24 protein-coding genes are annotated in these 25,194 nt (G+C 66.8%); 12 read left to right on the plus strand and 12 right to left on the minus strand.

The window, feature by feature from the left end; genetic code table 11:
• Positions 1-1,446, plus strand: coding sequence for a chromosomal replication initiator protein DnaA (gene dnaA, locus ACZ5TO_RS00005; RefSeq protein WP_184145770.1), 1,446 nt, complete (start codon positions 1-3; stop codon positions 1,444-1,446).
• 217 nt (positions 1,447-1,663) lie between these two features.
• Here the strand turns inward: dnaA and hemW are convergent, their stop codons facing one another.
• Genes hemW through rph form a run of 4 tightly spaced genes read right to left on the minus strand, consistent with a single transcriptional unit; the run spans position 1,664 to position 4,664 of the window.
• Positions 1,664-2,857, minus strand: a complete 1,194-nt coding sequence (gene hemW, locus ACZ5TO_RS00010; protein WP_464799109.1) for a radical SAM family heme chaperone HemW — start codon at positions 2,855-2,857, stop codon at positions 1,664-1,666.
• Positions 2,858-2,863: 6 nt separating this feature from the next.
• Positions 2,864-3,508, minus strand: coding sequence for an RdgB/HAM1 family non-canonical purine NTP pyrophosphatase (gene rdgB / locus ACZ5TO_RS00015; protein ID WP_464799110.1), 645 nt, complete (start codon positions 3,506-3,508; stop codon positions 2,864-2,866).
• 8 nt (positions 3,509-3,516) lie between these two features.
• The gene (locus ACZ5TO_RS00020; protein WP_184145768.1) at positions 3,517-3,933 is read right to left on the minus strand and encodes a VOC family protein; all 417 of its coding nucleotides are present in this window, start codon (positions 3,931-3,933) and stop codon (positions 3,517-3,519) included.
• 14 nt (positions 3,934-3,947) lie between these two features.
• Positions 3,948-4,664: a ribonuclease PH gene (gene rph, locus ACZ5TO_RS00025; protein ID WP_184145767.1), complete on the minus strand. Its 717-nt coding sequence runs from the start codon at positions 4,662-4,664 to the stop codon at positions 3,948-3,950.
• 158 nt (positions 4,665-4,822) lie between these two features.
• Here rph and hrcA point away from each other — a divergent pair, with 158 nt between their 5' ends.
• On the plus strand, positions 4,823-5,899 hold the full coding sequence (gene hrcA / locus ACZ5TO_RS00030; RefSeq protein WP_246434352.1) for a heat-inducible transcriptional repressor HrcA: 1,077 nt from the start codon (positions 4,823-4,825) through the stop codon (positions 5,897-5,899).
• A gap of 90 nt (positions 5,900-5,989) precedes the next feature.
• The gene (gene grpE / locus ACZ5TO_RS00035; protein WP_464799111.1) at positions 5,990-6,610 is read left to right on the plus strand and encodes a nucleotide exchange factor GrpE; all 621 of its coding nucleotides are present in this window, start codon (positions 5,990-5,992) and stop codon (positions 6,608-6,610) included.
• A gap of 74 nt (positions 6,611-6,684) precedes the next feature.
• Here grpE and ptsN read toward each other — a convergent pair whose 3' ends face one another.
• The 6 genes from ptsN to lptC all read right to left on the minus strand — a co-directional run bounded on the left by ptsN (position 6,685) and on the right by lptC (position 11,774).
• Positions 6,685-7,149, minus strand: a complete 465-nt coding sequence (gene ptsN, locus ACZ5TO_RS00040) for a PTS IIA-like nitrogen regulatory protein PtsN (protein WP_184145764.1) — start codon at positions 7,147-7,149, stop codon at positions 6,685-6,687.
• 72 nt (positions 7,150-7,221) lie between these two features.
• Positions 7,222-7,797 (minus strand): ribosome hibernation-promoting factor, HPF/YfiA family, encoded by a 576-nt coding sequence (gene hpf / locus ACZ5TO_RS00045; protein WP_184145763.1) that lies wholly within the window; start codon positions 7,795-7,797, stop codon positions 7,222-7,224.
• Positions 7,798-8,049: 252 nt separating this feature from the next.
• Complete coding sequence (gene rpoN / locus ACZ5TO_RS00050; RefSeq protein ID WP_184145762.1) at positions 8,050-9,582, minus strand: RNA polymerase factor sigma-54; 1,533 nt, start codon at positions 9,580-9,582, stop codon at positions 8,050-8,052.
• Positions 9,583-9,716: 134 nt separating this feature from the next.
• Positions 9,717-10,502: an LPS export ABC transporter ATP-binding protein gene (lptB, locus tag ACZ5TO_RS00055; RefSeq protein WP_464800426.1), complete on the minus strand. Its 786-nt coding sequence runs from the start codon at positions 10,500-10,502 to the stop codon at positions 9,717-9,719.
• A gap of 38 nt (positions 10,503-10,540) precedes the next feature.
• Positions 10,541-11,098 carry an LptA/OstA family protein gene (locus ACZ5TO_RS00060; RefSeq protein WP_464799112.1) on the minus strand — a complete coding sequence of 186 codons (558 nt, stop codon included), beginning with the start codon at positions 11,096-11,098 and terminating at the stop codon, positions 10,541-10,543.
• Positions 11,099-11,105: 7 nt separating this feature from the next.
• Positions 11,106-11,774: an LPS export ABC transporter periplasmic protein LptC gene (lptC, locus tag ACZ5TO_RS00065; RefSeq protein ID WP_184145760.1), complete on the minus strand. Its 669-nt coding sequence runs from the start codon at positions 11,772-11,774 to the stop codon at positions 11,106-11,108.
• A 214-nt stretch (positions 11,775-11,988) separates the two neighbouring features.
• On the opposite strand from lptC, the gene sppA reads away from it, so the two are divergent.
• Genes sppA through ACZ5TO_RS00080 form a run of 3 tightly spaced genes read left to right on the plus strand, consistent with a single transcriptional unit; the run spans position 11,989 to position 13,636 of the window.
• Positions 11,989-12,939: a signal peptide peptidase SppA gene (gene sppA / locus ACZ5TO_RS00070; protein WP_184145759.1), complete on the plus strand. Its 951-nt coding sequence runs from the start codon at positions 11,989-11,991 to the stop codon at positions 12,937-12,939.
• A gap of 26 nt (positions 12,940-12,965) precedes the next feature.
• On the plus strand, positions 12,966-13,265 hold the full coding sequence (locus ACZ5TO_RS00075) for an integration host factor subunit beta (protein ID WP_117367685.1): 300 nt from the start codon (positions 12,966-12,968) through the stop codon (positions 13,263-13,265).
• Between the two features lie 26 nt (positions 13,266-13,291).
• Positions 13,292-13,636 (plus strand): LapA family protein, encoded by a 345-nt coding sequence (locus ACZ5TO_RS00080; RefSeq protein WP_184145758.1) that lies wholly within the window; start codon positions 13,292-13,294, stop codon positions 13,634-13,636.
• A gap of 1 nt (position 13,637) precedes the next feature.
• Here the strand turns inward: ACZ5TO_RS00080 and ACZ5TO_RS00085 are convergent, their stop codons facing one another.
• A complete protein-coding gene (locus tag ACZ5TO_RS00085; RefSeq protein ID WP_184145757.1) occupies positions 13,638-14,087 on the minus strand; it encodes an SRPBCC family protein in 450 nt (149 codons plus the stop codon).
• A gap of 131 nt (positions 14,088-14,218) precedes the next feature.
• Between ACZ5TO_RS00085 and ACZ5TO_RS00090 the strand changes: the two genes are divergently transcribed.
• The 5 genes from ACZ5TO_RS00090 (at position 14,219) to olsB (ending at position 19,915) form a co-directional block, all read left to right on the plus strand.
• Entirely contained in the window at positions 14,219-15,295 is a 1,077-nt protein-coding gene (locus ACZ5TO_RS00090) for a class I SAM-dependent methyltransferase (RefSeq protein WP_464799113.1), read from the plus strand.
• Positions 15,292-16,146 carry a TrmH family RNA methyltransferase gene (locus ACZ5TO_RS00095; RefSeq protein ID WP_464799114.1) on the plus strand — a complete coding sequence of 285 codons (855 nt, stop codon included), beginning with the start codon at positions 15,292-15,294 and terminating at the stop codon, positions 16,144-16,146. Before ACZ5TO_RS00090 ends, ACZ5TO_RS00095 begins: the two co-directional genes overlap by 4 nt.
• Positions 16,143-16,634 (plus strand): signal peptidase II, encoded by a 492-nt coding sequence (gene lspA, locus ACZ5TO_RS00100; RefSeq protein ID WP_464799115.1) that lies wholly within the window; start codon positions 16,143-16,145, stop codon positions 16,632-16,634. The genes ACZ5TO_RS00095 and lspA overlap by 4 nt, the downstream gene beginning before the upstream one ends.
• A 55-nt stretch (positions 16,635-16,689) precedes the next feature.
• Positions 16,690-18,942, plus strand: a complete 2,253-nt coding sequence (locus ACZ5TO_RS00105) for a hybrid sensor histidine kinase/response regulator (RefSeq protein WP_464799116.1) — start codon at positions 16,690-16,692, stop codon at positions 18,940-18,942.
• A 94-nt stretch (positions 18,943-19,036) separates the two neighbouring features.
• The gene (olsB, locus tag ACZ5TO_RS00110; RefSeq protein WP_184145753.1) at positions 19,037-19,915 is read left to right on the plus strand and encodes a l-ornithine N(alpha)-acyltransferase; all 879 of its coding nucleotides are present in this window, start codon (positions 19,037-19,039) and stop codon (positions 19,913-19,915) included.
• Between the two features lie 68 nt (positions 19,916-19,983).
• On the opposite strand, the gene ACZ5TO_RS00115 is transcribed toward olsB, so the two are convergent.
• The gene (locus ACZ5TO_RS00115) at positions 19,984-22,269 is read right to left on the minus strand and encodes an NADP-dependent malic enzyme (RefSeq protein WP_464799117.1); all 2,286 of its coding nucleotides are present in this window, start codon (positions 22,267-22,269) and stop codon (positions 19,984-19,986) included.
• A gap of 138 nt (positions 22,270-22,407) precedes the next feature.
• On the opposite strand from ACZ5TO_RS00115, the gene mutS reads away from it, so the two are divergent.
• The gene (gene mutS, locus ACZ5TO_RS00120; RefSeq protein WP_464799118.1) at positions 22,408-25,146 is read left to right on the plus strand and encodes a DNA mismatch repair protein MutS; all 2,739 of its coding nucleotides are present in this window, start codon (positions 22,408-22,410) and stop codon (positions 25,144-25,146) included.
• Positions 25,147-25,194 lie beyond the last annotated feature (48 nt).

Raw genomic sequence — 25,194 nt, forward strand, 5'->3', positions numbered from 1 at the left:
ATGAAGCAGGACGCGCTTTTCGAACGGGTCAGTGCGCGCCTGAAGGCGCAGGTCGGCCCGGACGTCTTCGCGAGCTGGTTCGGCCGGCTGAAGCTTCATTCCGTCTCCAAGAGCGTCGTGCGCCTTTCGGTGCCGACGACCTTCCTGAAGTCCTGGATCAACAACCGTTACCTCGACCTCATCACCAGCCTCTTCCAGCAGGAAGACGCGGAAATCCTCAAGGTCGAGATCCTGGTGCGCACCGCCACCCGCGGCACCCGCATCGGCTCCGCCGACGAGGCGGTCTCCGCCGAGCCGGCCCCGCAGGCCCAGCCGCGCCGCGCGGCAGGCGGCCCGCAGCCCGTCGCAAGCGCCGCCGCCTCGGTGACGCCCGCCGCCCAGCCACGCGTCCAGTCCGGCCCGCTCTTCGGCTCGCCGCTCGACCCGCGCTACACGTTCGACGCCTTCGTCGAGGGCACGTCGAACCGCGTGGCGCTCGCCGCCGCCCGCACCATCGCGGAAGCCGGCGCCGGTGCCGTGCGCTTCAACCCGCTCTTCGTCCATTCCAGCGTCGGCCTCGGCAAGACGCATCTCCTGCAGGCGATCGCGCTCGGCGCCCTTTCGAGCGCCCGCAACCCGCGCGTCGTCTACCTGACGGCCGAATACTTCATGTGGCGCTTCGCCACCGCCATCCGCGACAACGATGCGCTCTCCCTCAAGGAGACGCTGCGCAACATCGACCTCCTGATCATCGACGACATGCAGTTCCTGCAGGGCAACTCGATCCAGAACGAGTTCTGCCATCTCCTGAACATGCTGCTCGATTCCGCCCGGCAGGTGGTCGTTGCCGCCGACCGTGCGCCCTGGGAGCTGGAATCGCTCGATCCGCGCGTGCGCTCGCGCCTCCAGGGGGGCGTCGCCATCGAGATGGAAGCGCCCGACTACGAGATGCGCCTCGAAATCCTCAAGCGCCGCCTTGCGGCCGCCCAGCAGGAAGACGGCTCGCTCGATATCCCGGTCGAGATCCTCAGCCACGTCGCGCGCAACATCACGGCCAGCGGCCGCGAGCTGGAGGGCGCCTTCAACCAGCTCCTCTTCCGCCGCTCCTTCGAGCCGAACCTGACGATCGAGCGCGTCGACGAACTGCTCGGCCATCTGGTCGCCGCCGGCGAGCCGCGCCGCGTGCGCATCGAGGACATCCAGCGCGTCGTCGCCAAGCACTACAACGTCTCGCGCCAGGAGCTCGTCTCCAACCGCCGCACCCGCGTCATCGTCAAGCCGCGCCAGATCGCCATGTACCTGTCGAAGACCCTGACGCCGCGCTCCTTCCCGGAGATCGGCCGCCGCTTCGGCGGACGCGACCATACGACCGTGCTGCACGCCGTACGCAAGATCGAGGAGCTGATTTCGGGCGACACCAAGCTCAGCCACGAGATCGAGCTTCTGAAGCGGTTGATCAACGAATAGAGCAAAGGGGCCGAAAGGCCCCTTTTTCAGTCTGGGGCGAATGGATTGCTGCAACCTCTCCGACGCCGCTACCCTCTCCTCCGTCATGCTCGGGCTTGACCCGAGCATCCATGCCGCAAGTGACGTCTTGCCATGGGACGTGGATCCTCGGGTCAAGCCCGAGGATGACGGCGGTGCATGGGGGTGATGTTCGTCTTCAAAACCGGGGCGCCAGGTCTCAGCAAGCCAGATCCGCCACCACCGCATCGAGGATCAGCATCCCCGCGGGCGTGCACCGCAGGCGTGAATTGCCGAGGCGCTCGATGAAGCCGTGCTCGATGAGGAAGCGTTCGCGCTCCGGGTCCGGGTCGCGGCCGGAAAGGGTCTGCCAGCGGGCAAGGTCGATGCCCTCCTTGAGGCGAAGGCCCATCAGCAGCAGTTCGTCGGCCTGCGCCTCGCGCTCCAGGAGCTCCTGGTCGACTATGCCGTGTCCGCCGGCCTCGACGAGCTCCAGCCAGCCCTCCGGCCGCCGTTCCGTGGCGGTGGCGATTTTCGCGCCGCCGGTCGTCAGGCGCCCGTGCGCGCCGGGGCCGATGCCGACATAGTCGCCATAGCGCCAGTAGGTGAGGTTGTGCCGGCTCTCCGCGCCGGGGCGGGCATGGTTGGAAACCTCGTAGGCGGGCATGCCCTCGCGCTCGGTGATCTCCTGCGTCGCCTCGTAGAGCACGGCGGACTGCTCGCCGTCCGGCACCACCAGCTTGCCGGCCTTGTGGAGGCCGTAGAAGGGCGTGCCCTCCTCGATGGTGAGCTGGTAGAGCGAGAGATGGTCGACGGCGTAGGAGATGGCTTCCCTCAGCTCGCGGTCCCATTCCTCCACCGTCTGGTTCGGCCGGGCATAGATGAGGTCGAAGGACATGCGCGGGAAGATGTCGCGGGCAAGCCGGATCGCCTTCAGCGCGTCGGCGACGTCGTGCAGGCGGCCGAGGAATTTCAGGTCCCGGTCGTTCAGCGCCTGCACGCCGAGCGAGACGCGGTTGACGCCGGCCGCGCGGTAGCCGCGGAAGCGCTCCGCCTCCACGCTGGAGGGGTTCGCCTCCATGGTGATCTCGATGCCGTCCGGCACATGCCAGTGGCGGGCGATGCCGTTAAGGATCGCATCCACCGTCTCCGGCGCCATCAGCGAGGGCGTACCGCCGCCCATGAAGATGCTGGTGACGGAGCGCGAGCCGGTGAGGCGGCGCATCGCCGCCATCTCCTTCAGGAAGGCCTGCACGAAGCGCGGCTGGTCCACCGGCTGGTGGCGCACATGGCTGTTGAAGTCGCAATAGGGGCATTTGGCGGCACAGAAGGGCCAGTGCACATAGATGCCGAAGCCGGGATCGAACACATCCGTTCCCGGGTTCTGCCTCATGTCGTAGGGCACCGCCGTCATCGTGCGTCAGGCCTTCAGGCAGGTTTCGACGAAGAGCTTGAAGGCGCGGGCGCGATGCGAGAGCGCACTCGCATCGCCGGGCTTCCAGCCGTGCTTTTCCTCCGCGCTCATCTCGCCGAAGGTCGTCTCGTAGCCTTCCGGCTGGAAGACCGGGTCGTAGCCGAAACCCCTGTTCCCGCGCGGCGGCCAGACGACATGGCCTTCCACCTCGCCGCGGAAGAGCTCGGTATGGCCGTCCGGCCAGGCAAGGCAGAGCACGGAGACGAAGCGGGCGGTACGGTCCTTGGTCTCCGTCGCGCCCCTTTCGGCAAGCGCCTTTTCCACCTTCTCCATGGCCATGGCGAAATCGCGCGTGCCGTCCGCCGTCTCGGCCCAGTTGGCGGTGTAGACGCCGGGCGCGCCGTCCAGCGCATCGATGACGATGCCGGAATCGTCCGAAAGCGCCGGCAGGCCCGAGGCCTTCGCCGAGGCGAGCGCCTTGATCGTCGCGTTCTCCTCGAAGGTCGTGCCGGTCTCGTCCGGTTCCTCGAAGTTCAGCGCGGCGGCGGATTTCGCGGAAAAGCCGAAGGGGCCGATCAGGTCCTCGATCTCGCGGATCTTCCCGGCATTGTGGCTGGCGACGACGATCGTCTTGGTATCGAGCTTGCGCATGGGTATCCTCAAGCGATGTTCCACAGGCCCGGCTCGGCGCATTCGAGGCTGTTGCCGGCGGGATCGCGGAAGTAGATGGAGCGGGCGCCGTTCGGCCAGCGGAAGTCCGCCTCGATGGCGATGCCGGCTTCTTCGAGCTTTTTCACCCAGAAATCAAGCGCGGGACCGGCAACGCGGAAACAGGCATGACCCGGTCCGCTGGCCCCGTGCACTGGCACGGGAAAGGCCTCGGGCGGCGGGGGATGGACCGTTTCCCTGGGGTTGAAGATCAGGAGAACGCCCGCCCCGCAGCGGAAGAAGACGTGGCGGTCCTTCTGCCGCGTGATCCTTTCGAGCCCGAGAATGCCGCCGTAGAAGGCTTCCGCCGCGTCGAGGTCCTCCGCATAGAGCGCGGTTTCCAGAATGCCTTCGATCGCGGCGGTCATGGGATGGCCTTGTCTCAGGCGACGGCCTGCTTCTGCAGGGCGACGAGGTCGGCGATGCCGGCGCGGGCGAGCGCCAGGAGGCCGGTAAATTCCTCCTCCGTAAACGGCTTGCCCTCCGCGGTGCCCTGGATTTCGACGATGCCGCCCGAGCCGGTCATGACGAAGTTGGCGTCGGTCTCGGCGGCGGAATCTTCCAGATAGTCGAGGTCGATCACCGACTGGGCGGCGAAGATGCCGCAGGAAATGGCGGCGACATGGTCCTTCAGCACCTTCTCCACCTTGATCATGGAGCGGGCTTCCATCCACTTCAGGCAGTCGTGGAGCGCGATCCAGGCGCCGGTGATGGAGGCCGTGCGCGTGCCGCCGTCGGCCTGGATGACGTCGCAGTCCACGGTGATCTGGCGCTCGCCGAGCGCTTCGAGATCGACGACGGCGCGCAGCGACCGGCCGATGAGGCGCTGGATTTCCTGCGTGCGGCCGCCCTGCTTGCCGCTCGCGGCCTCGCGCTTCATGCGGTCGCCGGTGGCGCGCGGCAGCATGCCGTATTCGGCCGTCACCCAGCCCTTGCCGCTGTTGCGCAGCCACGGCGGCGTCTTGTCCTCAAGGCTGGCGGTCACGAGCACATGCGTGTCGCCGAACTTGACGAGACAGGATCCCTCGGCATGCTTGGAAATGTTGCGCTCGAAGGAAACCTTGCGCATCTGATCGGTTTTTCTGCCGGACGGCCGCATCGCGAACTCCTCGTTCAAATAGGTGGGGAGTGCTTTAGACCGTTTCGCCCGGCGAGGGAATGGTCCCGGGGGCGGGGGATGGAAAATCCGTTTTGCGCGGCCCCCGTGAAGCCACTATATATCCTTGAGGATAACAGCGTTGCGGTTCGAGGATGGTTTTGAAGAGATCTCCGGGTCCTGACAGTCTTGCGGCGCTCGACGAGCGGTCGGGCGAGATTTTCCGCCGCATCGTGGAAAGCTATCTGGAAAGCGGCGAGCCGCTCGGCTCGCGCAATCTGTCGCGCATCCTGCCCATGTCGCTCTCGCCCGCCTCCGTGCGCAACGTGATGAGCGACCTGGAGGAGCTCGGCCTCATCTATTCGCCCCATGTCAGCGCCGGCCGGTTGCCGACGCAGCTCGGCCTGCGCTTCTTCGTCGACGCCTTCATGCAGGTCGGCAACATCTCGGCGGAGGACCGCGCCTCCATCGAGCGCCACATGCGCCCGCACGGCCAGAAGCACGCGGCCGTCGAGACCATGATGAACGAGGCGAGCCAGGCCCTTTCCGGCATGTCGCGCGGCGCCGGCCTCGTCATCACGTCGAAGAACGACGCCGTCCTCAAGCATGTCGAGTTCATCCGCCTGGAGCCGACCAAGGCGCTCGTCGTGCTGGTCGGCGACCACGACCAGGTGGAAAACCGCATCATCGATCTGCCGGCGGGCGTCACGGGCTCGCAGCTCACGGAGGCCGCCAATTTCCTCAACGCCCATCTTTCGGGCAATACGCTCGTGGAGGCGCGCTCCCAGCTCGAGCGCCTGCGCGGCGAGATCAGCCACGAGCTGGACAGGCTCTCGCAGGATCTCGTCGAGCGCGGCCTTGCCGTCTGGTCCGGCGGCTTCGACGAGGGCAAGCCGACGCGCCTCATCGTGCGCGGCCGGGCGAACCTGCTCGAAGGGCTTGCCGGTGCGGAGGATATCGACCGCCTGCGCATGCTCTTCGACGACCTCGAGCGCAAGGACAGCCTGATCGAGCTCCTGAACCTTGCCGAGACGGGCCCCGGCGTGCGCATCTTCATCGGCTCGGAGAACAAGCTCTTCTCGCTCTCCGGCTCCTCGCTCATCGTCGCGCCCTACAGGGACAGCGACGAGAAGATCGTCGGTGCGGTCGGCGTCATCGGGCCGACGCGGCTCAACTATTCCCGTATCGTGCCCATGGTGGACTATACGGCGCAGTTGATGACCCGGCTTTCGCGCTGAAGCCGGCAATCCGGTTGCCGGCCCTTGATTTTTCAGGACCAAAGCTCGATATCGGGCCCAAACACCAGAAAATGCAATTCGGAGTACGTCATGACCGACGAGACCAAGAAACACGGACCTGACGAAGCGGCGGAAAAGGACTTCGCCGCGGAAGCATCCGCCCCCGAGGACGCAGCCGACGTCGAGGCCCCGGCCGAGCCGGACCCGATCGAGGCGCTGCGCGCGGAAAATGCCGACCTCAGGGACAAGTACCTGCGGCTTGCCGCGGAGATGGACAACCTGCGCCGGCGCACCGAGCGCGACGTGAAGGACGCGAAGTCCTACTCCGTCGCCTCCTTCGCGCGCGACATGCTGGCCGTGTCCGACAACCTGAACCGCGCGCTGGAGGCCATCCCGGCCGAAGCGCTGGAAGCCGGCGAAGCGGGCCTTAAGGCGCTCGCCGAGGGCGTGGAGATGACCGAGCGCTCGATGCTCGCCTCCCTCGAACGCCACGGCGTGCGCAAGCTCGACCCGATCGGCGAGAAGTTCGACCCGCACTTCCACCAGGCCATATTCGAAGTCCCCAACCCGGACGTTCCCAGCGGCACGGTCGTCCAGGTCGTGCAGGCCGGCTACGTCATCGGCGACCGGGTCCTGCGCCCGGCCATGGTCGGCGTCGCCAAGGGCGGCCCCAAGACCCCCGCCGGCGAACCGAACGCCGCACAGGCCTGACCCCCAGGCAACAGAGCAAGGAAAAGCCGGCGGTCCATGGGGCCGCCGGCTTTTTCATGTGGGCTTGAAGTGCCTCAGGCGGCGTTGGATGCGTGCTCTTCGCTGAGGCAGGCGTAGATGGCGCTTTCGCTGTCGGAAGCGCGCAGCTTTGCGACCATTGCGGGGTCGCGCAGCACGCGCGCAATGCGCGAAAGGGCCTTCAGATGATCTGCGCCGGCCCCTTCCGGGGCCAGGAGCAGGAAGACGAGGTCGACCGGCTGGTCGTCCAGTGCCTCGAAGTCCACGGGGGTCTCGAGTCTTGCGAAAAGGCCGGTGATCTGCGTGAGCGCCTTCAGCTTGCCGTGCGGGATGGCGATGCCATTGCCCACGCCGGTCGAGCCGAGCCGTTCACGCTGAAGGATGACGTCGAAGATCTCTCGTTCGGGAAGCCCCGTGATCTTTGCCGCTTTCGCTGCCAGTTCCTGAAGCAGCTGCTTCTTGGAATTGGCCTTCATCGCCGGAATAATCGCACTCTGCTGCAGCAAACCTGCCAATGCCATGCTTTTGTCCTCGTCGCCGGGTGAAGGGTTTGAAGAGGCGTGGTGCCCGTCCCGGCACCACGCTCCCGTCACTCAGCCTTTGATACTGGCTGCGTCTATCCAGCCAATATTTCCGTCGTTGCGTCGGTAGACGATATTGAGCTGCTCCGAGCCGCTGCTGCGGAAGAGAAGAACCGGCTCGTCCGTCATGTCGAGCGCCATGACGGCGCTTGCGACAGACATGGTCCGAAGTTTCTTCGTGCTTTCCGCAACGATGGTCGGTGCGTAGTCCTCGGGAAGCTCTTCGTCTTCGTCGGGGACCGAATCCATCACCGTGTAGGCCACTTCCGCAAAGCCGTCATAGCCGTTGCCGTTGTGGTGTGCCTTGAGTTTGCGCTTGTACCGGCGCAGGCGCTTCTCGATCCGCTCCGCGGCAGCCTGGAAGGATGCCAGCGGATCGTTTGCTTCGCCATTCGCCTGCAAGGCCATGCCCGTATCGAGATGAATCTTGCAGTCCGCGCTGTACCGCGATCCCGCTTTTTCCACGGTGACCTGGCTCGAATATCCTCCGTCGAAATATTTGGTTACGGCCTCTTCCACCTGCTCTTCAATGCGCTGGCGGAAACTGTCGCCGATTTCCATATGTTTACCGGATACACGCACACTCATGGAGGTTACCTCTCTTTCGTGATTTGCGTGCAACAGTCTATGCCAACCTCATCCGCGTTCCAAGCGTTTCACATGAGCCGCCCTCTTGTGCGCTGCACGATAGAGAAAAGCGGGGATATCCCTGGAATTCCGGCCTGTCTTCCCTTCGGAATTGGGGCGCGCATTAGCCGGTCCAGCCCGTGAAGTCAATCGTCCGATTCAGGCATTGTTAACGTCTGACAGGTGGAAACGCCGCTTTCCCCCCCCTTTGTTTCAGGCGCCGGCGGCTTTCGCGAGCGCCCGTTTTTCCCGCCGCCGCTGCACCGAGGAGGGGATGTTCATCGCCTCGCGGTACTTGGCCACCGTGCGGCGGGCAAGCTCCACGCCGCCCCTGCGCAGGGCTTCCACGATATCGTCGTCGGAAAGCACCGCCTCGGGGCGCTCCTCGGCGATCAGGGCACGGATGCGGTGGCGCACGGCCTCGGCCGAATGGGCGTCTCCTCCCTCCGCGGAGCCGATGGAGACGGTGAAGAAATATTTCAGCTCGAAGAGCCCGCGCGGCGTCAGCATGTACTTGTTCGAGGTGACGCGGCTGACGGTCGATTCATGCATCCCGATCGCCTCGGCGACCGTTTTCAGGTTGAGGGGCCGCAGGTGATCGACGCCGTGGAGGAGAAAGGCGTCCTGCTGGCGCACGATCTCGCTTGCCACTTTCATGATGGTGCGGGCGCGCTGGTCGAGGCTGCGCGTCAGCCAGTTGGCGGTCTGCAGGCACTCGTTGAGGAAGCCGTAGTCCGCGCTGTCGCGGCTCGTGCGGGCGGAGACGCTGGCATAGTAGTCGCGGTTGACGAGGACGCGCGGCAGCGTGTCGGGGTTGAGCTCGACCAGCCAGCTTCCGTCCGGCGCGGCGCGCACGACGATATCCGGCACCACGGCCTCCGTGCCGCTCGCCTCGTAGCGCGCGCCGGGCTTGGGGTCGAGCTTGCGGATTTCCGCAAGCATGTCGAGAAGATCGTCCTCGCCGACGCCGCACAGCTTCTTGAGCGTGGCGAAATCGCGCCGGGCGAGCAGTTCCAGGTTGTCGAGCAGCGCGGCCATGGCCGGATCGAGCCGGTCGAGGGCCCTGAGCTGGATGGCGAGGCATTCGCCGAGCGAACGGGCGAAGACGCCGGGCGGGTCCAGTTCCTGCAGGCGGGACAGCACGCGCTCGATGTCGCCGGCGGGCTTGCCGAGCTTCAGCGCCGTCTCCGCCGTGCTGCCCTGGAGATAGCCGGCCTCGTCGAGCTGGTCGACGAGATGCTGGGCGATCAGCCGGTCCACCGGATCGGCCAGCACGAAGGGGATCTGCTCGCCGAGCACGTCGCGCAGCGTCTTGCGGCCGGCGACGAAGGCGTCGAGGTCGTAGCCCTCGCCGTCCTCGCTGCCGCCGGGCATGGATTTCCACTGGCCGAGAAGTTCCGGCGCATCCGCCGCGCGCGGGCCGGCATCGTCGGGAAAGACGTTGTCGAGGCCGCCGTCGAACGTGTCGGACGTCGCACCGCCGACGGCCGAATCGTAGAGGTCCGGCTGGGGCGCGTCATCGCCGGCGCCGGCCTCGCCCGGCTCGTCCGCTGCCGCGCGCCCGTCCTCGCGCGGGCCGTCATCGTTCGCGGCGATCTCCAGGAGAGGGTTCTTCTCGACCTCCTGCTCGATGAAGCGCGTCAGCTCCAGATGCGTCATCTGCAGGAGCTGGATCGACTGCATGAGCTGCGGCGTCATGACCAGCGACTGGCTCTGGCGCAGGAAAAGGCTGGCGGCAAGGGCCATGCGGACGATCGGCTCCCGAAGAGGCGCCCCGGCCATCGGGGCGAGAAAATCCAACTGGCCCGAAAATTGCTTTTTTGATGGATTTGGTCAAGCGCAAGCCGAAGCCATGGTGAAGATCGCGGCCGGCCGACGCCTCAGAGGCTGAAATTGTCGCCGAGATAGAGGCGGCGCACGTCCGCATTGTTGACGATGTCGTTGGCCCGCCCGTGCGTCAGCACCTCGCCGGCATGGATGATATAGGCGCGGTCGATGAGGCCGAGCGTCTCGCGCACGTTATGGTCGGTGATGAGCACGCCGATGCCGCGCGAGGTCAGGTGCCGCACCAGCGCCTGGATATCGGCGACGGAGATCGGGTCGACGCCGGCGAAGGGCTCGTCGAGCAGCATGAAGGTCGGGTCGGTGGCAAGCGCGCGGGCGATCTCGAGGCGCCGGCGCTCGCCGCCCGAAAGCGCGACGGCCGGCGATTTGCGCAGATGCGAGATCGAGAATTCGGCAAGCAGGCTGTCGAGCTTTTCCTCGCGGCGCGCCTTGTCCTTGTCGTGCACCTCGAGGACGGCGCGGATGTTCTCCTCCACCGTCAGGCCGCGGAAGATCGATGCCTCCTGCGGCAGGTAGCCGACGCCGAGCCGCGCGCGGCGGTACATCGGCATGGTCGTCACGTCATGGCCGTTGATCTCGATCGAGCCCTCGTCGACCGGCACGAGCCCGGTGATCATGTAGAAACAGGTCGTCTTGCCGGCGCCGTTCGGGCCGAGCAGGCCGACGGCCTCGCCCCGGCGCACGACCAGCGAGACGCCGTTGACGACGCGGCGGTCGCGATAGGCCTTCGTCAGCCCGCGGGCGATGAGGGTTCCTTCATAGCGCGCGACATCGGTGCTGCGCTGCGGCTCGTGCGCGGCGTTCCGGTGGCGGCGCGTCAGGCGGTTGAGCAGGGGAAAGGTCACGAGGAAAGCGCTACTCAGTTCGTTTTCTTGCGGGACTTGGGATCCAGCTGGATCATGACGCGGCCGCCGCAGGCGTCGAGCTTGGCCTCGCCCGTGTTCATGGCCACGTTGAGCTGGCAGCCGACGAAGACGTTCTCGCCTTCCGAAAGCACGACCTTGTCGCCCTTGAGCTGCAGCGTCTGGTTGACCATGTTGAAGGTGCCGGTGTCGGCGGTCGCCTCCTGCGTCTGGGACTTGAGGTAGACCTTGTTGAAGACGTCGATCTTCTCGATATCCGCATCGCCGCTGGCCACCGAGCCGCCGCCCGAGGTGTAGTAGACGACCATCTTGCCGGCCTGCAGCGTCGTCGTGCCCTGCACCACCTTGACGTTGCCGGTGAAGACCGCCTGGCGCTCCTGGTCGTGGATTTCCAGCTTGTCGCTCTGGATCTGGATCGGCTGGTCGTTGGAGAGCTGCATGCCCGTCATCTTGCTCTCGGTCTGGGCACCGGCAGCGCCGGCAGAAAGCGCGAAGCCTGCGGCAAGAACCAGGAGACTGGCGGCCCGGACGGGGGCGGAAAGGGTGGCGAACATGGCGCTCTTACTGTTCTTTGTTGCGGATGGCGGCAGGATCGACGTCGACGACGACCTTGCCCTCGAAGACGATGACATGGCCTTTATCCGTCATTCGCAGCGACTGCGCAACAATGGATGCGGCGCGCGAATGGATGGAAACGGGCTGGTCGGAGGTGAGGGTCCCGCCGTTGATGTCGAGATGGGCGGACTGGAAGGCGGCCTTCAGGCCGGTATTGAGGTTGATGGTGAAGGGCGCAACCATGTCGAGCAGGTTGCCGCCGCGGTCGTAGATGCCGGTCTTGGCGATCACCTCGGCGACGGTGCTCTCGTTGACGGGCATCTGCGCCGTGATGTTCTCGAGCGTGATGACGTCGGGCTGCTTGATGTCCTGCAGCGCCCGCTCGGCCTTCATCGAATAGCTGATGCCGTCCTTGTTGCGCCCGGCGATCGCCGGGCTCTGCATGACGATCTTGCCGTCCTCGATGGAGGCGCTTTCCACATGGAGGTCGGAGGGAAGGTAGGTGCGCACGAAGGACACGACCGCGAAGATCGCCCCGATGACGAGCGCGGCGGCCGGAAGGGCCACCTTGAAGAAGCGCACGCGCGCGGAATGGCGCCGTGCGAGGCGGTAGGCCTCGGCGGAAACACCCATGCCCGGTGCGCCCGTGGGCGCGTCTGTCACGCTTTCCAGCATCCTGCCTGCTTGAATTTCCAGCTGCCCGACGCCCTGCAAATCACGGGTTGCGTCTGTAACGGGCTCCATATGGCGATTATTCCTGAACAAACAATGGAGGCCAAGAAAGTTCAGCGATGAATTGCCATTCCCACGGGGAATGCCATATCGATAGGGTCTTCGGCAAGTCACCCCCTCCATAAGGGGCGCCAACAAGGACAAGGGACGACAGGGAATGGACCAATCCGCCATCGCCGACCGCCGGCAGTTGCGCCGCAAGCTCACCTTCTGGCGCGTCGCGGCCATCCTCGTCGCGCTTGCCGCCGTCTTCGCCGCCGTCGCCTGGCGCTGGCCGGGCGGCGAGGCGGGCGACCACATCGCGCGGGTGAAGATCACCGGCATCATCCAGGACGATGCCGAGCTTCTGGAACGTCTCGACCGCATCGCCCGCAACGACCGGGCGAAAGCCCTCGTCGTGACGATCGCCTCGCCCGGCGGCACCACCTATGGCGGCGAGGTCATCTTCAAGGCGCTGCGCAAGGTGGCGGAGAAGAAGCCCGTCATTTCCGACGTGCGCACGCTCGCCGCCTCCGCCGGCTACATGATCGCGACGGCCGGCGACACGATCATCGCCGGCGAAAGCTCGATCACCGGCTCCATCGGCGTCCTCTTCCAGTACCCGCAGATGAAGGAGCTGATGGACAAGATCGGCGTCTCGCTGGAGGAGATCAAGTCCGCGCCGCTGAAGGCCGAGCCCTCGCCCTTCCACCCGGCGAGCGAGGACGCCAAGGCGATGATCCGCTCCATGGTGATGGACAGCTACGACTGGTTCGTCGACCTCGTCGCCGAGCGCCGCAAGCTGCCGCGCGCCGAGGTGCTGCGCCTTGCCGACGGCAGCATCTTCACCGGCCGCCAGGCGCTTGCCAACAAGCTGGTCGATACGCTCGGCGGGCCGGAGGCGATCCGCGCCTATCTCGACGGGCGCAAGGTGAAGGCGGACCTTCCCGTCGTCGACTACGAGGCCGCCGGCCGCTCCGGCTTTCCGTTCCTCGGCAGCAGCATGCGCGAATTCGCCCGCTCCGTGCTGGGCCTTCCCGTCGACCTCCAGCCGACAATCGAAAAGCTGACCGGCGAAAAGTTGTTTCTTGACGGTCTGGTCTCGGTTTGGCAGGTTGATCGCGATTGAAAAACAAGAACTTTTAGGGGGATACCGTGATCAAGTCGGAATTGGTTCAGATCGTCGCCGCCCGTAATCCCCATCTCTACCACCGCGACGTCGAGAACATCGTCAACGCGGTCCTCGACGAGATCACCGATGCGCTGGCGGCCGGCAACCGCGTCGAGCTGCGCGGCTTCGGCGCCTTCTCCGTCAAGAACCGTCCCTCGCGCTCGGGCCGCAACCCGCGCACGGGCGACGCCGTCTTCGTCGAGGAGAAGTGGGTTCCCTTCTTCAAGACCGGCAAGGAACTGCGCGAACGCCTCAATCCCGGCCAGGCCGACCAGGACGATTGAGGCCTTCGCGCCGACAGGGTGACCCCATGATCAAGAAAATCGTCAACGTCCTCGTCCTCATCCCGATCGGCATCGTGCTGATCGTGCTGTCGGTGGCGAACCGGCAGTCCGTGACGCTGGCGCTCAATCCGTTCCGGCCGGAGGACAGCGTCCTCTCGGTCACCGCGCCCTTCTTCGTCTATCTCTTCCTGGCCGTGATCTTCGGCCTCGTCGTCGGCTCGCTCGCGACCTGGTTCACCCAGGGCAAGCACCGCAAGCGCGCCCGCATCGAGGCGAGCGAGGCGGTCAAGTGGCACACCGAAGCCGAAAAGCACCGCACCCGCGCCGAGGCCATCGCCTCGCAGGCCGTGCTGCCCTCTCCCGGAAAATGATCTAGGCCGCGCCGCCGTTCAGCTTCTCTCCGAGATCGGAGAAGAACTGCGCGGCGAGCTTCTTCGAGGTCGAATCGATGAGCCGCGAGCCGAGCTGGGCGAGCTTGCCGCCGATCTGCGCCTTCACGTCGTAGGACAGGATCGTGCCGTCGCCGTCCTCGGCAAGGCGCACGTCCGCCCCGCCCTTGGCAAAGCCGGCGATGCCGCCCTTGCCCTCGCCGGAGATCGTATAGCTTTCCGGCGGATTGAGGTTGGAAAGCGTCACCTCGCCGTTGAAGGTGGCCGAGACGGGGCCGATCTTGATCTTCACCGTCGCCTCCAGCTCGGTCGGCGATTTCATGGTCAGCGACTGACAGCCCGGAATGCAGGCCTTCAGCACCTCCGGGTCGTTGAGCGCCGCCCAGACGGCCTCGCGCGGCGCGGCAATGCGTTCTTCGCCGGACATGTCCATGATCGATCCTCCCTTGTCGGCTTCGATTTATCGCAATCGGAAAGCGCTTTGCCAAGTGGGGGAGGGATGGTATGGGGACCGCTTGTTTCCGGCGCTGCCGGCAAGTTTCAACCGACGACGGACGATCGATCGTGAAGGACAGAAATCGCCGGCCGAAGAACGGCCCCGCCGCGCCCGCAAGGGCGCGCGCCGAAAGGCCGGCAGCCAAGGCCCAGCCCGCAAGGCCCCCGCTTGCGAAGAAGGAACAGCGCCCGGCGCCGGAGGCGCCCGCCCGCCCGCTGATGCGCCGCGAGGGCGAAAAGCCCGCCGAGCGCGTGCCGGTGATCCTCGAAACGGCGGGCTCCGACGAGTACCGCCTCATCGACAGCGGCGCCGGCGAGAAGCTGGAGCAGTACGGCCCCTATCGCATTGTGCGTCCGGAAGCGCAGGCGCTCTGGCAGCGCAGCCTTCCGGCGAGCCTCTGGGACAAGGCGGACGCGATCTTCACCGGCGATACGGACGAGGACGGCATGGGGCGCTGGAAGTTCCCGAAGGCGGCGCTCGGCGAGACCTGGCCGATGCAACTCCTCGGCGTCGATTTCCACGGCCGCTTCACCGCCTTCCGTCATGTCGGCGTCTTCCCCGAACAGCTCGCCCACTGGCGCTGGATGAAGGAGAAGGTCGAGACGGCGGGCCGCCCCGTCAAGGTGCTGAACCTTTTCGGCTATACCGGCGTCGCCTCGCTGGTCGCCGCCTCCGCCGGCGCGGAAGTCACCCATGTCGACGCCTCGAAGAAGGCCATCGGCTGGGCGCGCGAGAACCAGGTGCTCGGCCGCATGGAGAAGCTGCCGATCCGCTGGATCTGCGAGGATGCGATGAAGTTCATCCAGCGCGAGGAGCGCCGCGGCAGCAAATACGACATCATCCTCACCGATCCGCCGAAATTCGGTAGAGGCCCGAACGGCGAGGTCTGGCATCTCTTCGACCACCTGCCGCTGATGCTCGACATCTGCCGGGAGATCCTGTCGCCGAAGGCCATCGGCCTCGTGCTGACGGCCTATTCGATCCGCGCGAGCTTCTATTCCATCCACGAGCTGATGCGCGAGACGATGCGCGGGGCCGGCGGCACGGTGGAATCGGGCGAACTCGTCATCCGCGAGAGCGGCGAGGGCCGGGATGCCGGCCGCGCGCTTTCCACCTCCCTCTTCAGCCGATGGATCAGCGCATGAGCCACGAACATCATGGGAGCCGCCGCGTCGGTCAGGTGAAGGAGGTCACGAGCCTTTCCAACCCGATCGTCAAGGACATCAAGGCGCTGTCGGACAAGAAGCACCGCGACGAGATGAAGAGCTTCATGGCCGAGGGCCTGAAGCTCGTCATCGACGCGCTGGAGCTCGGCTTCGAGATCAGGACGCTGGTCTATGCCAAGAACGTCAAGGACAAGCCGCAGGTCGTGCAATGCGCCACGAAGACGGTGGCGCGCGGCGGGCTGGTGCTGGAGGTGAGCGAGAAGGTGCTCTCCTCGATCACGAGGCGCGACAACCCGCAGATGGTCGTCGGCATCTTCACCCAGCGCTGGACGAATATCCGGGACCTGAAGCCGGCGGCAAACGAAACCTATGTGGCGCTCGACCGCGTGCGCGATCCCGGCAACCTCGGCACGATCATCCGCACGGCCGATGCGGCGGGCGCGAGCGGGGTCATCCTCGTCGGCGAAACGACCGATCCCTATTCGATGGAGACCGTGCGCGCCACCATGGGCTCGGTCTTCGCCCTGCCGCTGGTGAAGGCGAGCCCCGCCGATTTCCTCGCCTGGAAGAAGGGGGCGGGCGTCTCGGTCGTCGCCACCCATCTTGCCGGCGCCGTCGACTACCGCACCATCGATTATAAAAAGAAGCCCGTCGTGCTGCTGATGGGCAACGAGCAGTCCGGCCTGCCGGAGGCGCTTGCCCGCGAGGCCGATGCGCTCGCCCGTATCCCGCAGGCCGGCCGTGCCGATTCGCTGAACCTTGCCATCGCCACCGGCATCATGCTCTTCGAGGCGCGCCGCCACCTGCTGACGCTGGAAGACCGCGCATGAACGAACGTGTCCCCCTCATGTCCCGGCCGGTGCCGGTCATCGTCGTCATCCTCCTGGCGCTCCTCCTCGACCAGGCGGTGAAATTCGCCGTCGAGGCCTTCCTTCCCTTCCAGGAGCCGGTGCCGGTCATGCCCATGCTGGCGCTCTACCGCACCTACAATTACGGCGTCGCCTTCTCCATGCTTTCGGGCATGGAGGGCTGGTTCATCGTCACGCTGCGCCTCTTCGTCGTCGGCTTCGTCATCTGGCTCTGGCACCAGACGCCGAAGGCGCGGGGGCTGGCCCACGCCGGCTATGCCTTCATCATCGCCGGCGCGTTCGGCAACCTCATCGACCGGGCGCTGTTCGGCTACGTGATCGACTACGTGCTCTTCCACACGGCCACCTGGTCCTTCGCCGTCTTCAACCTCGCCGACAGTTTCATCACCATCGGCGCGGTGCTGGTCGTCTTCGACGAGCTCGTCCTGCTGCGCCGCCGCGGTCGTTAAAATTCGAACGACTTGCTGAAGCCGATTTGAACGGTCCGCGTGGTAAGCGGACCTCATGAGCGAACCCGCCAAGCTACAGGACAGGCTCGAAGCCGAATTCGCCGAAGCATCGCCGCGGCCCGCCCGTTCCTTGCCAAAAGGGCCGGAGGACGGCGCGCGCCGCGAAGCGGCCGGCGCCGTGCCGGCCCATGGCCATGCGGGGCTTTTCGGCCTGCTGGCGGTCGCCGCGCTCTTCTTCTCCGCTCTTGTGGTCGCGGCCGGTGCGGTCGCCGGCTTCTATGCCGCTGCCGCCGGCCTCGGCCTTGCGGGCATCGCCGGTGGGCTCCTCCTCTGGCGGGCCGGAAAGGCGCCCGTCGGCGAAACGTCGGACGACCGTTCCTGGGAGCGCAGCGAGACCTCGCAGATCCTTTCGGCCATCCATGACGTGCTCGGCGATATCGTCGTCATGCGCGCCCTCGACGGCCGCATCCTCCGCGCCAATGCGGTGCTCGGCGAACTGACGGGCGCAGCCCTCGTCGAGGGCCGGACCTGCGAGGCGCTGGGCCTTACCTTCCGCTCACAGGCCGCCGCACACCGCTACGATGTCGAGGTGAACGGCCCGGCGGGCCGGCGCATCTATTCCTGGCACGACGTCACGGTGCGCGATCCCGCCTCCGGCGACCTCGTCATCCATTCCATCGCCCGCGACGTGACGGAGGAGCGCCGCGCCGAAGGCGAGCGCGAGCGCGCCCGCCAGCGCGCGGAAGAGGCGAGCGCGGCGAAATCGCGCCTCCTCGCCACCGTCAGCCATGAGATCCGCACGCCGCTCTCCGGCATTCTCGGCATGTCGCATCTCATCGGCCAGACGCGGCTTTCGGCCGAGCAGAAGAACTATCTCGCCGGCATCCGCCAGTCCGGCCATGCCCTCGTCCAGCTCGTCGACGACCTCCTCGACTTCTCCACCATCGAGGCCGGCCGCTTCCAGCTCCGTCCCTCCGAGGAGCCGGTGCGGCCGATGCTGGAAAGCGTGGTGGAGATGCTCTCCAGCCGCGCCCATGAAAAGGGCATCGAGATCGGCTCCTTCGTCTCGCCCGAGGTGCCGGGGCTCCTGACCTACGACGCGCCGCGCCTGCGCCAGGTGCTCTACAACGTCGTCGGCAATGCGGTGAAGTTCACCCATGCGGGGGGCGTCTTCCTGGAGGCCAGGCTGGAGCGCGGCGCCGTCGTCATCCGCGTCACCGATACCGGCCCCGGCATGAATGCCGAGGAGCAGGCCCGCATCTTCGAGGAATTCGAGCAGACGGGAAGCGCGGCCCAGCGCAGCGGCGGCACCGGCCTCGGCCTCGCCATCTCCGCCCGCATCCTCACCGAGGCCGGCGGCGCGCTGACGCTCGAAAGCACGCCCGGCAAGGGCAGCACCTTCACCATCCGCATGCCGGTCGATGCCCGCAAGGGCGCGGGCGAGGCGGCTTCGCGCAGGACCGTGCTCAAGGGCAGCCGCGTCTTCCTCCTGGCGCCGGAAGGGCCCGCCTCCGCCGCGCTCGTGCGCACGATCGAGGCGCTGGGCGGGGCCTGCCATGCGGCCTCCTCCGTCGCCGATGCCGCGGATATCGCCCGCCGCCTTGCCGTCAGCGGCACCGAGCTTACCGACATGATCGTCGACAACCGCCTGGCCGGCGCCTTCCGCCGGGAGCTTGCCGACCTCGCCTTCTTCCGCAAGAGCGCGGCGCGGCGCATCTACCTCGTCAACCCCGAGGAGCGCGGCGGCCGGGCCCTCGGCAACGGCGAGGGCTACGATTCCTGGCTCATCCGGCCGCTGCGCGAGCGCTCGCTGGTCGAGGTGCTGCGCGGCCGCATGAAGGGCATCGAGGTGCGCGATGCGATCAACGACAACCGGCCGATCCTGAAAGACCCGCCGCCGCCCGCGCCCGTGGCCGAACCCGTCTCTTCCGCTCCGGCGGGCGTGCGCATCCTGCTGGCCGAGGACGATCCGGTGAACGCCATGCTGGTACGCGCCATGCTGGAGCGCGCCGGCCATGCGGTGCGGCATGTGCCGGATTATGCGGGCCTCCTTGCCGCCCTTTCCGGGGAGCCTGCCGTCGACCTCGTCGTCACCGACCTCGGCATGCCGGGCGGGGAGGGGACGGAGATGATCGCGCGGATCGCAGAAAGCACCCGCCTTCCGGTCATCGTGCTGACGGCGGACGGCCGCGCCGGCCTTGCCGAGGCGCTTGCGGGCGCCGGGGTCGCCGCGGTGCTGGCAAAGCCCGCCGATCCGGCGCGGCTTGCCGCCGAGGTCGCCCGGCTTGCCCGGCGCGCCGGAACCTGACGCGCGTTTTCGCTATCCAAGCCTGCTTTACGTCATTATCCTGTTGCAGAATCGTGGTTAGAACCGCACAGTTTCTCTCAACGGGTAGATTGCCATGACCCTCGACCTCGCCCAGACCACCGCTCCGGCGGATATCGCCCAGGAACCGGGCTCCGTGGCGGGCCAGGCGGCGACCGACGTGCTCGGCCGCATCGGCAACCTGGAAACCCGCCTTGCCCGCTCGCCGGCAGAGATCGACGCCGCGCAGGCCGTGCGCTACCGCGTCTTCGCCGAGGAGATGCAGGCGCAGCTTTCGCCGGATGCCGTGCGCCGTAAGCGCGATGTCGATGCCTGGGACATGGTCTGCGACCACCTCCTCGTGCTGGACACCTCCATCGAGGGCGATGCCGAAGAGCAGATCGTCGGCACCTACCGCCTTTTGCGGCAGGAGGTCGCCGCCACCTCCGGCGGCTTCTATTCCCAGTCGGAATTCGACGTGGACGCGCTGATCGCCCGCCATCCGGACAAGCGTTTCATGGAGCTCGGCCGCTCCTGCGTGCTGCCGGCCTACCGCACCAAGCGCACGGTGGAGCTGCTCTGGCAGGGCGCCTGGGCCTATTCGCTGCGATACGGCATCGACGTCATGTTCGGCTGCGCCTCCTTCCACGGCACGGTGCCGGAGGAACACGCGCTAGCGCTTTCCTTCCTGCACCATAACGTGAAGGCGAAGGACGAGTGGAGCGTTGCGGCACGGCCGGAACTCCTGCGCACCATGGACCTGATGCCGGCCGAAGGGGTCGATGCGCGCAAGGCGCTCACCGCCATGCCGCCGCTGGTCAAGGGGTATCTGCGCCTCGGCGCGATGATCGGCGAGGGCGCCGTCGTCGACCATGCCTTCAACACGACGGACGTGCTGATCGTCCTGCCGATCGGCAAGATCTCCGGCCGTTACCTGAATTACTACGGTGCCGACGCCGGGCGCTTCGCCAGCTAGGCGAGGTCGCCGAAGTCCGATTTGCCGCCCGCCCGAGACCTCCGGGACGGGCGGCTTTTTTGTCCGCCTCAGACGCCGGAATTATAGGCGGCGAGCGTCGCCATGTTGACGATGTCGCTGTCTTTTGCGCCCATCGAGACGATCTGCACCGACTTGTCGAGGCCGACGAGCAGCGGGCCGATGACGGTCGAGCCGCCGAGCTCCTGCAGCATCTTTGTCGAGATCGACGCCGAGTGGAACGCCGGCATGACGAGCACGTTGCCGGGCGCCGAAAGGCGGCAGAACGGATACTGCTCCATGATGCGCGGGTTGAGCGCCACATCGGCGGCCATCTCGCCGTCATACTCGAAATCGACGCGGCGCCGGTCGAGGATCTTCACCGCTTCCCGCACCCGCTCCGAACGCTCGCCCGAGGGATGGCCGAAGGTCGAATAGGCGAGCATGGCGACGCGCGGCTCGTAGCCGAGGCGGCGGGCAAGGCCGGCAGCCTCTTCCGCGATATCGGCCAGTTCCTCCGAGGTTGGCATGTCGTGCACGGCGGTGTCGGCGACGAGCACGGCGCGCCCGCGGCAGAGCGCGAGCGAGGCGCCGATCACCCGGTGGCCGGGCTTGGCGTCGATGCAGCGGCGCACGTCCTCCAGCGCGGTGGAGTAGTTGCGCGTGAGGCCCGTCACCATCGCGTCCGCATCGCCGAGCGCCACCATGCAGGCGGCGAAATGGTTGCGGTCGTTGTGGATCAGGCGCTGGGCGTCGCGGTAGAGGAAGCCCTTGCGCTGCAGGCGGGCATAGAGATAGTCGATATAGGCGTCGTTGCGCGTGGAGATGCGCGCGTTGAGCAGCTCGATGCCCGGCCGGTCGAGATCGATGCCGGCGCGCTCGGCGACTTCGCGCATCCGGTCGTCGCGGCCGACGAGGATCGCCGTGCCGAGCTGCTGGTTGGCGTAGGAGACGGCGGCGCGCATCATCTGCTCTTCTTCGCCCTCGGCGAAGACGACGCGCTTGGGCTGGCGGCGCACCCGCGCATAGATCTGCTGGAGCGTCGAGGCGATGGGGTCGCGCCGGGCCTTCAGGTCGCGCGCATAGGCGTCGAGGTCCGGGATGTTCTTGCGCGCGACGCCGGTTTCCATCGCGGCCTTGGCGACGGCGACGGGGATTGCCGAGATGAGGCGCGGATCGAACGGCACGGGGATGATGTACTGCGCCCCGAAGCGCGGGCGCACGCCCTGGTAGGCGGCGGCCACGTCGTCCGGCACGTCCTCCTTGGCGAGCTTGGCGAGCGCTTCGGCGGCGGCGATCTTCATCGCGTCGTTGATCGTCGATGCGCGCACGTCGAGCGCGCCGCGGAAGATATAGGGAAAGCCCAGCACGTTGTTGACCTGGTTCGGATAGTCCGAACGGCCGGTCGCGACGATGGCGTCGTCGCGGATGCGGACGACCTCTTCCGGCGTGATCTCCGGATCGGGATTGGCCATGGCGAAGATGATCGGCCGCGGCGCCATGGAGCGGATCATCTCTTCCGAGAAGGCGCCCTTGGCCGAAAGGCCGAAGACGACGTCCGCGCCGGCGAGCGCGTCGGCGAGCGTCCGGCGGTCGGTCTTGACCGCATGGGCCGACTTCCACTGGTTCATGCCCTCTTCGCGGCCCTGGTAGATGACGCCCTTGGTGTCGCAGAGGATGACGTTGTCCGGCGCAAAGCCCATCGCCTTGATGAGCTCGATGCAGGCGATGGCGGCCGCGCCCGCGCCGTTGCACACGAGCTTCGTCGTCTTGAAGTCGCGGCCCGTCAGCGCCAGCGCATTGATGAGGCCGGCGGCGGCGATGATGGCGGTGCCGTGCTGGTCGTCGTGGAAGACGGGGATGTCCATCAGTTCGCGCAGGCGCTGCTCGATGATGAAGCAGTCGGGCGCCTTGATGTCTTCGAGGTTGATGCCGCCGAAGGAGGGGCCGAGGTAGCGCACGCAGTTGATGAACTCGTCGACATTCTCGGTGTCGACCTCGAGGTCGATGGAATCGACGTCGGCGAAGCGCTTGAAGAGGACGGACTTGCCTTCCATCACGGGCTTGGAAGCGAGCGCCCCGAGATTGCCGAGGCCGAGGATGGCGGTGCCGTTCGAGATGACGGCGACCATGTTGCCGCGCGTCGTATAGTCGTAGGCGGTCGCCGGGTCCTCGGCGATGGCCTTCACCGGCACGGCGACGCCCGGCGAATAGGCGAGCGAGAGGTCCCGCTGCGTCGCCATCGGCTTGGTCGGTGTGATTTCGAGTTTGCCGGGACGGCCGTTGGCGTGGAAGTCCAGCGCCTCCGTATCCGTGACGGTTGCCCTCTGGCGATCGGATTTGTCGGTTCCCGGCATGCTCCCCCCTTCACACTCCTGTGGGCGATAGGCCCGTAGCGTCTCAACGCCTGTTGTTTTCTATATCGTCGCGCGGCTAGGGTGGCACCTCTTTTTTGGGAAGAACAGACCCTCCGTTTTGGAAGAAACAGTATCTCCGTGAACGATCATAGTGCGCGCCAGACCGATATCCTGTCGACGGCGGACCTCGCCAGCGACGAAAGCCGCGCATCGGCAACGCCGATGATGGAGCAGTATATCGAGATCAAGGCGGCCAATCCCGACAGCATGCTGTTCTACCGCATGGGCGACTTCTACGAGCTGTTCTTTCAGGACGCCGTGGACGCTTCGCGCGCGCTCGGCATCACGCTGACGAAGCGCGGCCAGCACATGGGCCTCGATATTCCGATGTGCGGCGTGCCGGTCCATGCTGCGGACGATTATCTCCAGAAGCTGATCGCCGTCGGCTTCCGCGTCGCCGTCTGCGAGCAGGTGGAAGACCCGGCGGAGGCCAGGAAGCGCGGCTCGAAATCCGTCGTGCGCCGCGACGTCGTGCGCCTCGTCACCCCCGGCACGCTGACCGAGGAAAAACTGCTCTCGCCGTCCGACGCCAACTACCTGATGGCCGTCGCGCGCATCCGCGGCGGGGGCGAGCCGTCGATGGCGCTCGCCTGGATCGACATCTCCACCGGCATCTTCCGCCTGTCGGAGACGGCGCAGGGCCAGCTTCTCGCCGATATCCTGCGCATCGATCCGCGCGAACTGATCGTGCCGGACACGCTGTTCCACGATCCGGAATTCCGCCCCGTCCTCGATGTCGTGGGGCGCGTCGCCGTCCCGCAGCCGGCCGTGCTCTTCGACAGCGCGACGGCGGAAGGCCGCATCGCCCGCTATTTCGCCGTCTCGACGCTCGACGGCTTCGGCACCTTCTCGCGCGCCGAGCTTGCCGCCGCCTCCGCCGCCGTCGCCTATGTCGAGAAGACGCAGATCGCCGAGCGCCCGCCGCTCGGCCGGCCGGAGCGGGAAAGCTCGGCCGCAACGCTCTTCATCGACCCGGCGACGCGCGCCAATCTCGAACTGGTGCGCACGCTTTCCGGCGAGCGCAGCGGCACGCTGCTCAAGGCCATCGACCGCACGGTCACGAGCGGCGGCGCGCGCCTTCTCGCCGAGCGGCTGATGTCGCCGCTCACCGACCCCGATGCGATCAACGCCCGGCTCGATTCCATCGCGACGCTCGCCGACCGCCCGTCCTTCTGCGAGGACCTGCGCCGGACGCTGAAGCAGATATCCGACATGCCGCGCGCCCTTTCCCGTATCGCGCTCGGCCGCGGCGGCCCGCGCGACCTCGGCGCCATCCTGCAGGGCCTTTCCGCCTCCGCGGAGATCGCGCGGCTGATGGCAGCGGAAGACCTGGACGGAGAGCTTGCCGCCGCCCACACGGCGATTGCCGCCCTGCCGGTCGACCTTTCACATCGCCTTTCCTTCATGCTCGCCGACGAACTGCCGCTCCTCAAGCGTGACGGCGGCTTCATCCGCGAGGCGGCGGATGGCGAGCTCGACGAGATGCGGGCGTTGCGCGACCAGTCGCGCCGCGTCATTGCCGGCCTCCAGTTGCAATATGCCGAGGAGACGGGCGTCAAGTCGTTGAAGATCAAGCACAACAACGTGCTCGGCTACTTCATCGAGGTCTCCGCCGGCAACGCCTCGGCGCTGACGGACGGCGACGAGGCGAAGGCGCGCTTCATCCACCGCCAGACCATGGCCGGCGCCATGCGCTTTACCACGACGGTGCTTTCCGAGCTGGAGACCAAGATCGCCAATGCCGCCGACCGGGCGCTCGCCATCGAGCTTGCTGCCTTCGACGGGCTCGTCGAGGCGGTGGTCTCGGAGGCAGAGGCGATCAAGGCGGCGGCCCGCGCGCTTGCCGTCGTCGACGTCTCCGTCGGTCTTGCGGCGCTTGCCGAGGAGCAGGCCTATTGCCGGCCGGTCGTCGACAATTCGACGATGTTTGCCATCGTCGGCGGGCGCCACCCGGTCGTCGAGCAGGCATTGCGCCGCCAGCAGGCCGCCGCCTTCGTCGCCAATTCCTGCGACCTCTCTCCGGCGGACGGCAAGGGGTACGGGGCGATCTGGCTGCTCACCGGCCCCAACATGGGCGGTAAGTCGACGTTCCTGCGCCAGAATGCGCTCATCGCCATCCTCGCGCAGATGGGCGCCTACGTTCCGGCCGAAAGCGCCCATATCGGCGTCGTCGACCGGCTCTTCTCGCGCGTCGGCGCGTCGGACGATCTCGCCCGCGGCCGCTCCACCTTCATGGTCGAGATGGTCGAGACGGCGGCGATCCTCAACCAGGCGACCGACCGTTCGCTCGTCATCCTCGACGAGATCGGCCGCGGCACCGCCACGTTCGACGGCCTTTCCATCGCCTGGGCCGCCGTCGAGCACCTGCACGAGGCCAATCGCTGCCGCGGCCTCTTCGCCACCCATTTCCACGAATTGACCGTGCTTTCGGAGAAGCTTTCCCGCCTTTCCAACGCCACAATGCGCGTCAAGGAGTGGGACGGCGACGTGATCTTCCTGCACGAGGTCGGCCCCGGGGCGGCGGACCGCTCCTACGGCATTCAGGTGGCGCGCCTTGCCGGCCTTCCGCCCTCCGTGGTGGCGCGTGCGCGGGACGTGCTCGCCAAGCTGGAGGACGCCGACCGCAAGAACCCCGCGAGCCAGCTCATCGACGACCTGCCGCTCTTCCAGGTGGCGGTGCGGCGGGAGGAGGCGCAGCGCGGCGCCGGCCCCTCGAAGGTGGAAGAGCTGGTGAAGGGCCTCAACCCGGACGACATGACGCCGCGCGAGGCGCTCGACGCGCTCTATGCGCTGAAGAAAGAACTTGGCAACCGCTAGCCGCTAGGGTCCTGTCCTCGCGTGCTGAAAGGGTCTATAGGCATGCGA

The sequence above is a fragment of the Shinella sp. Sh6 genome, assembly GCF_055392685.1.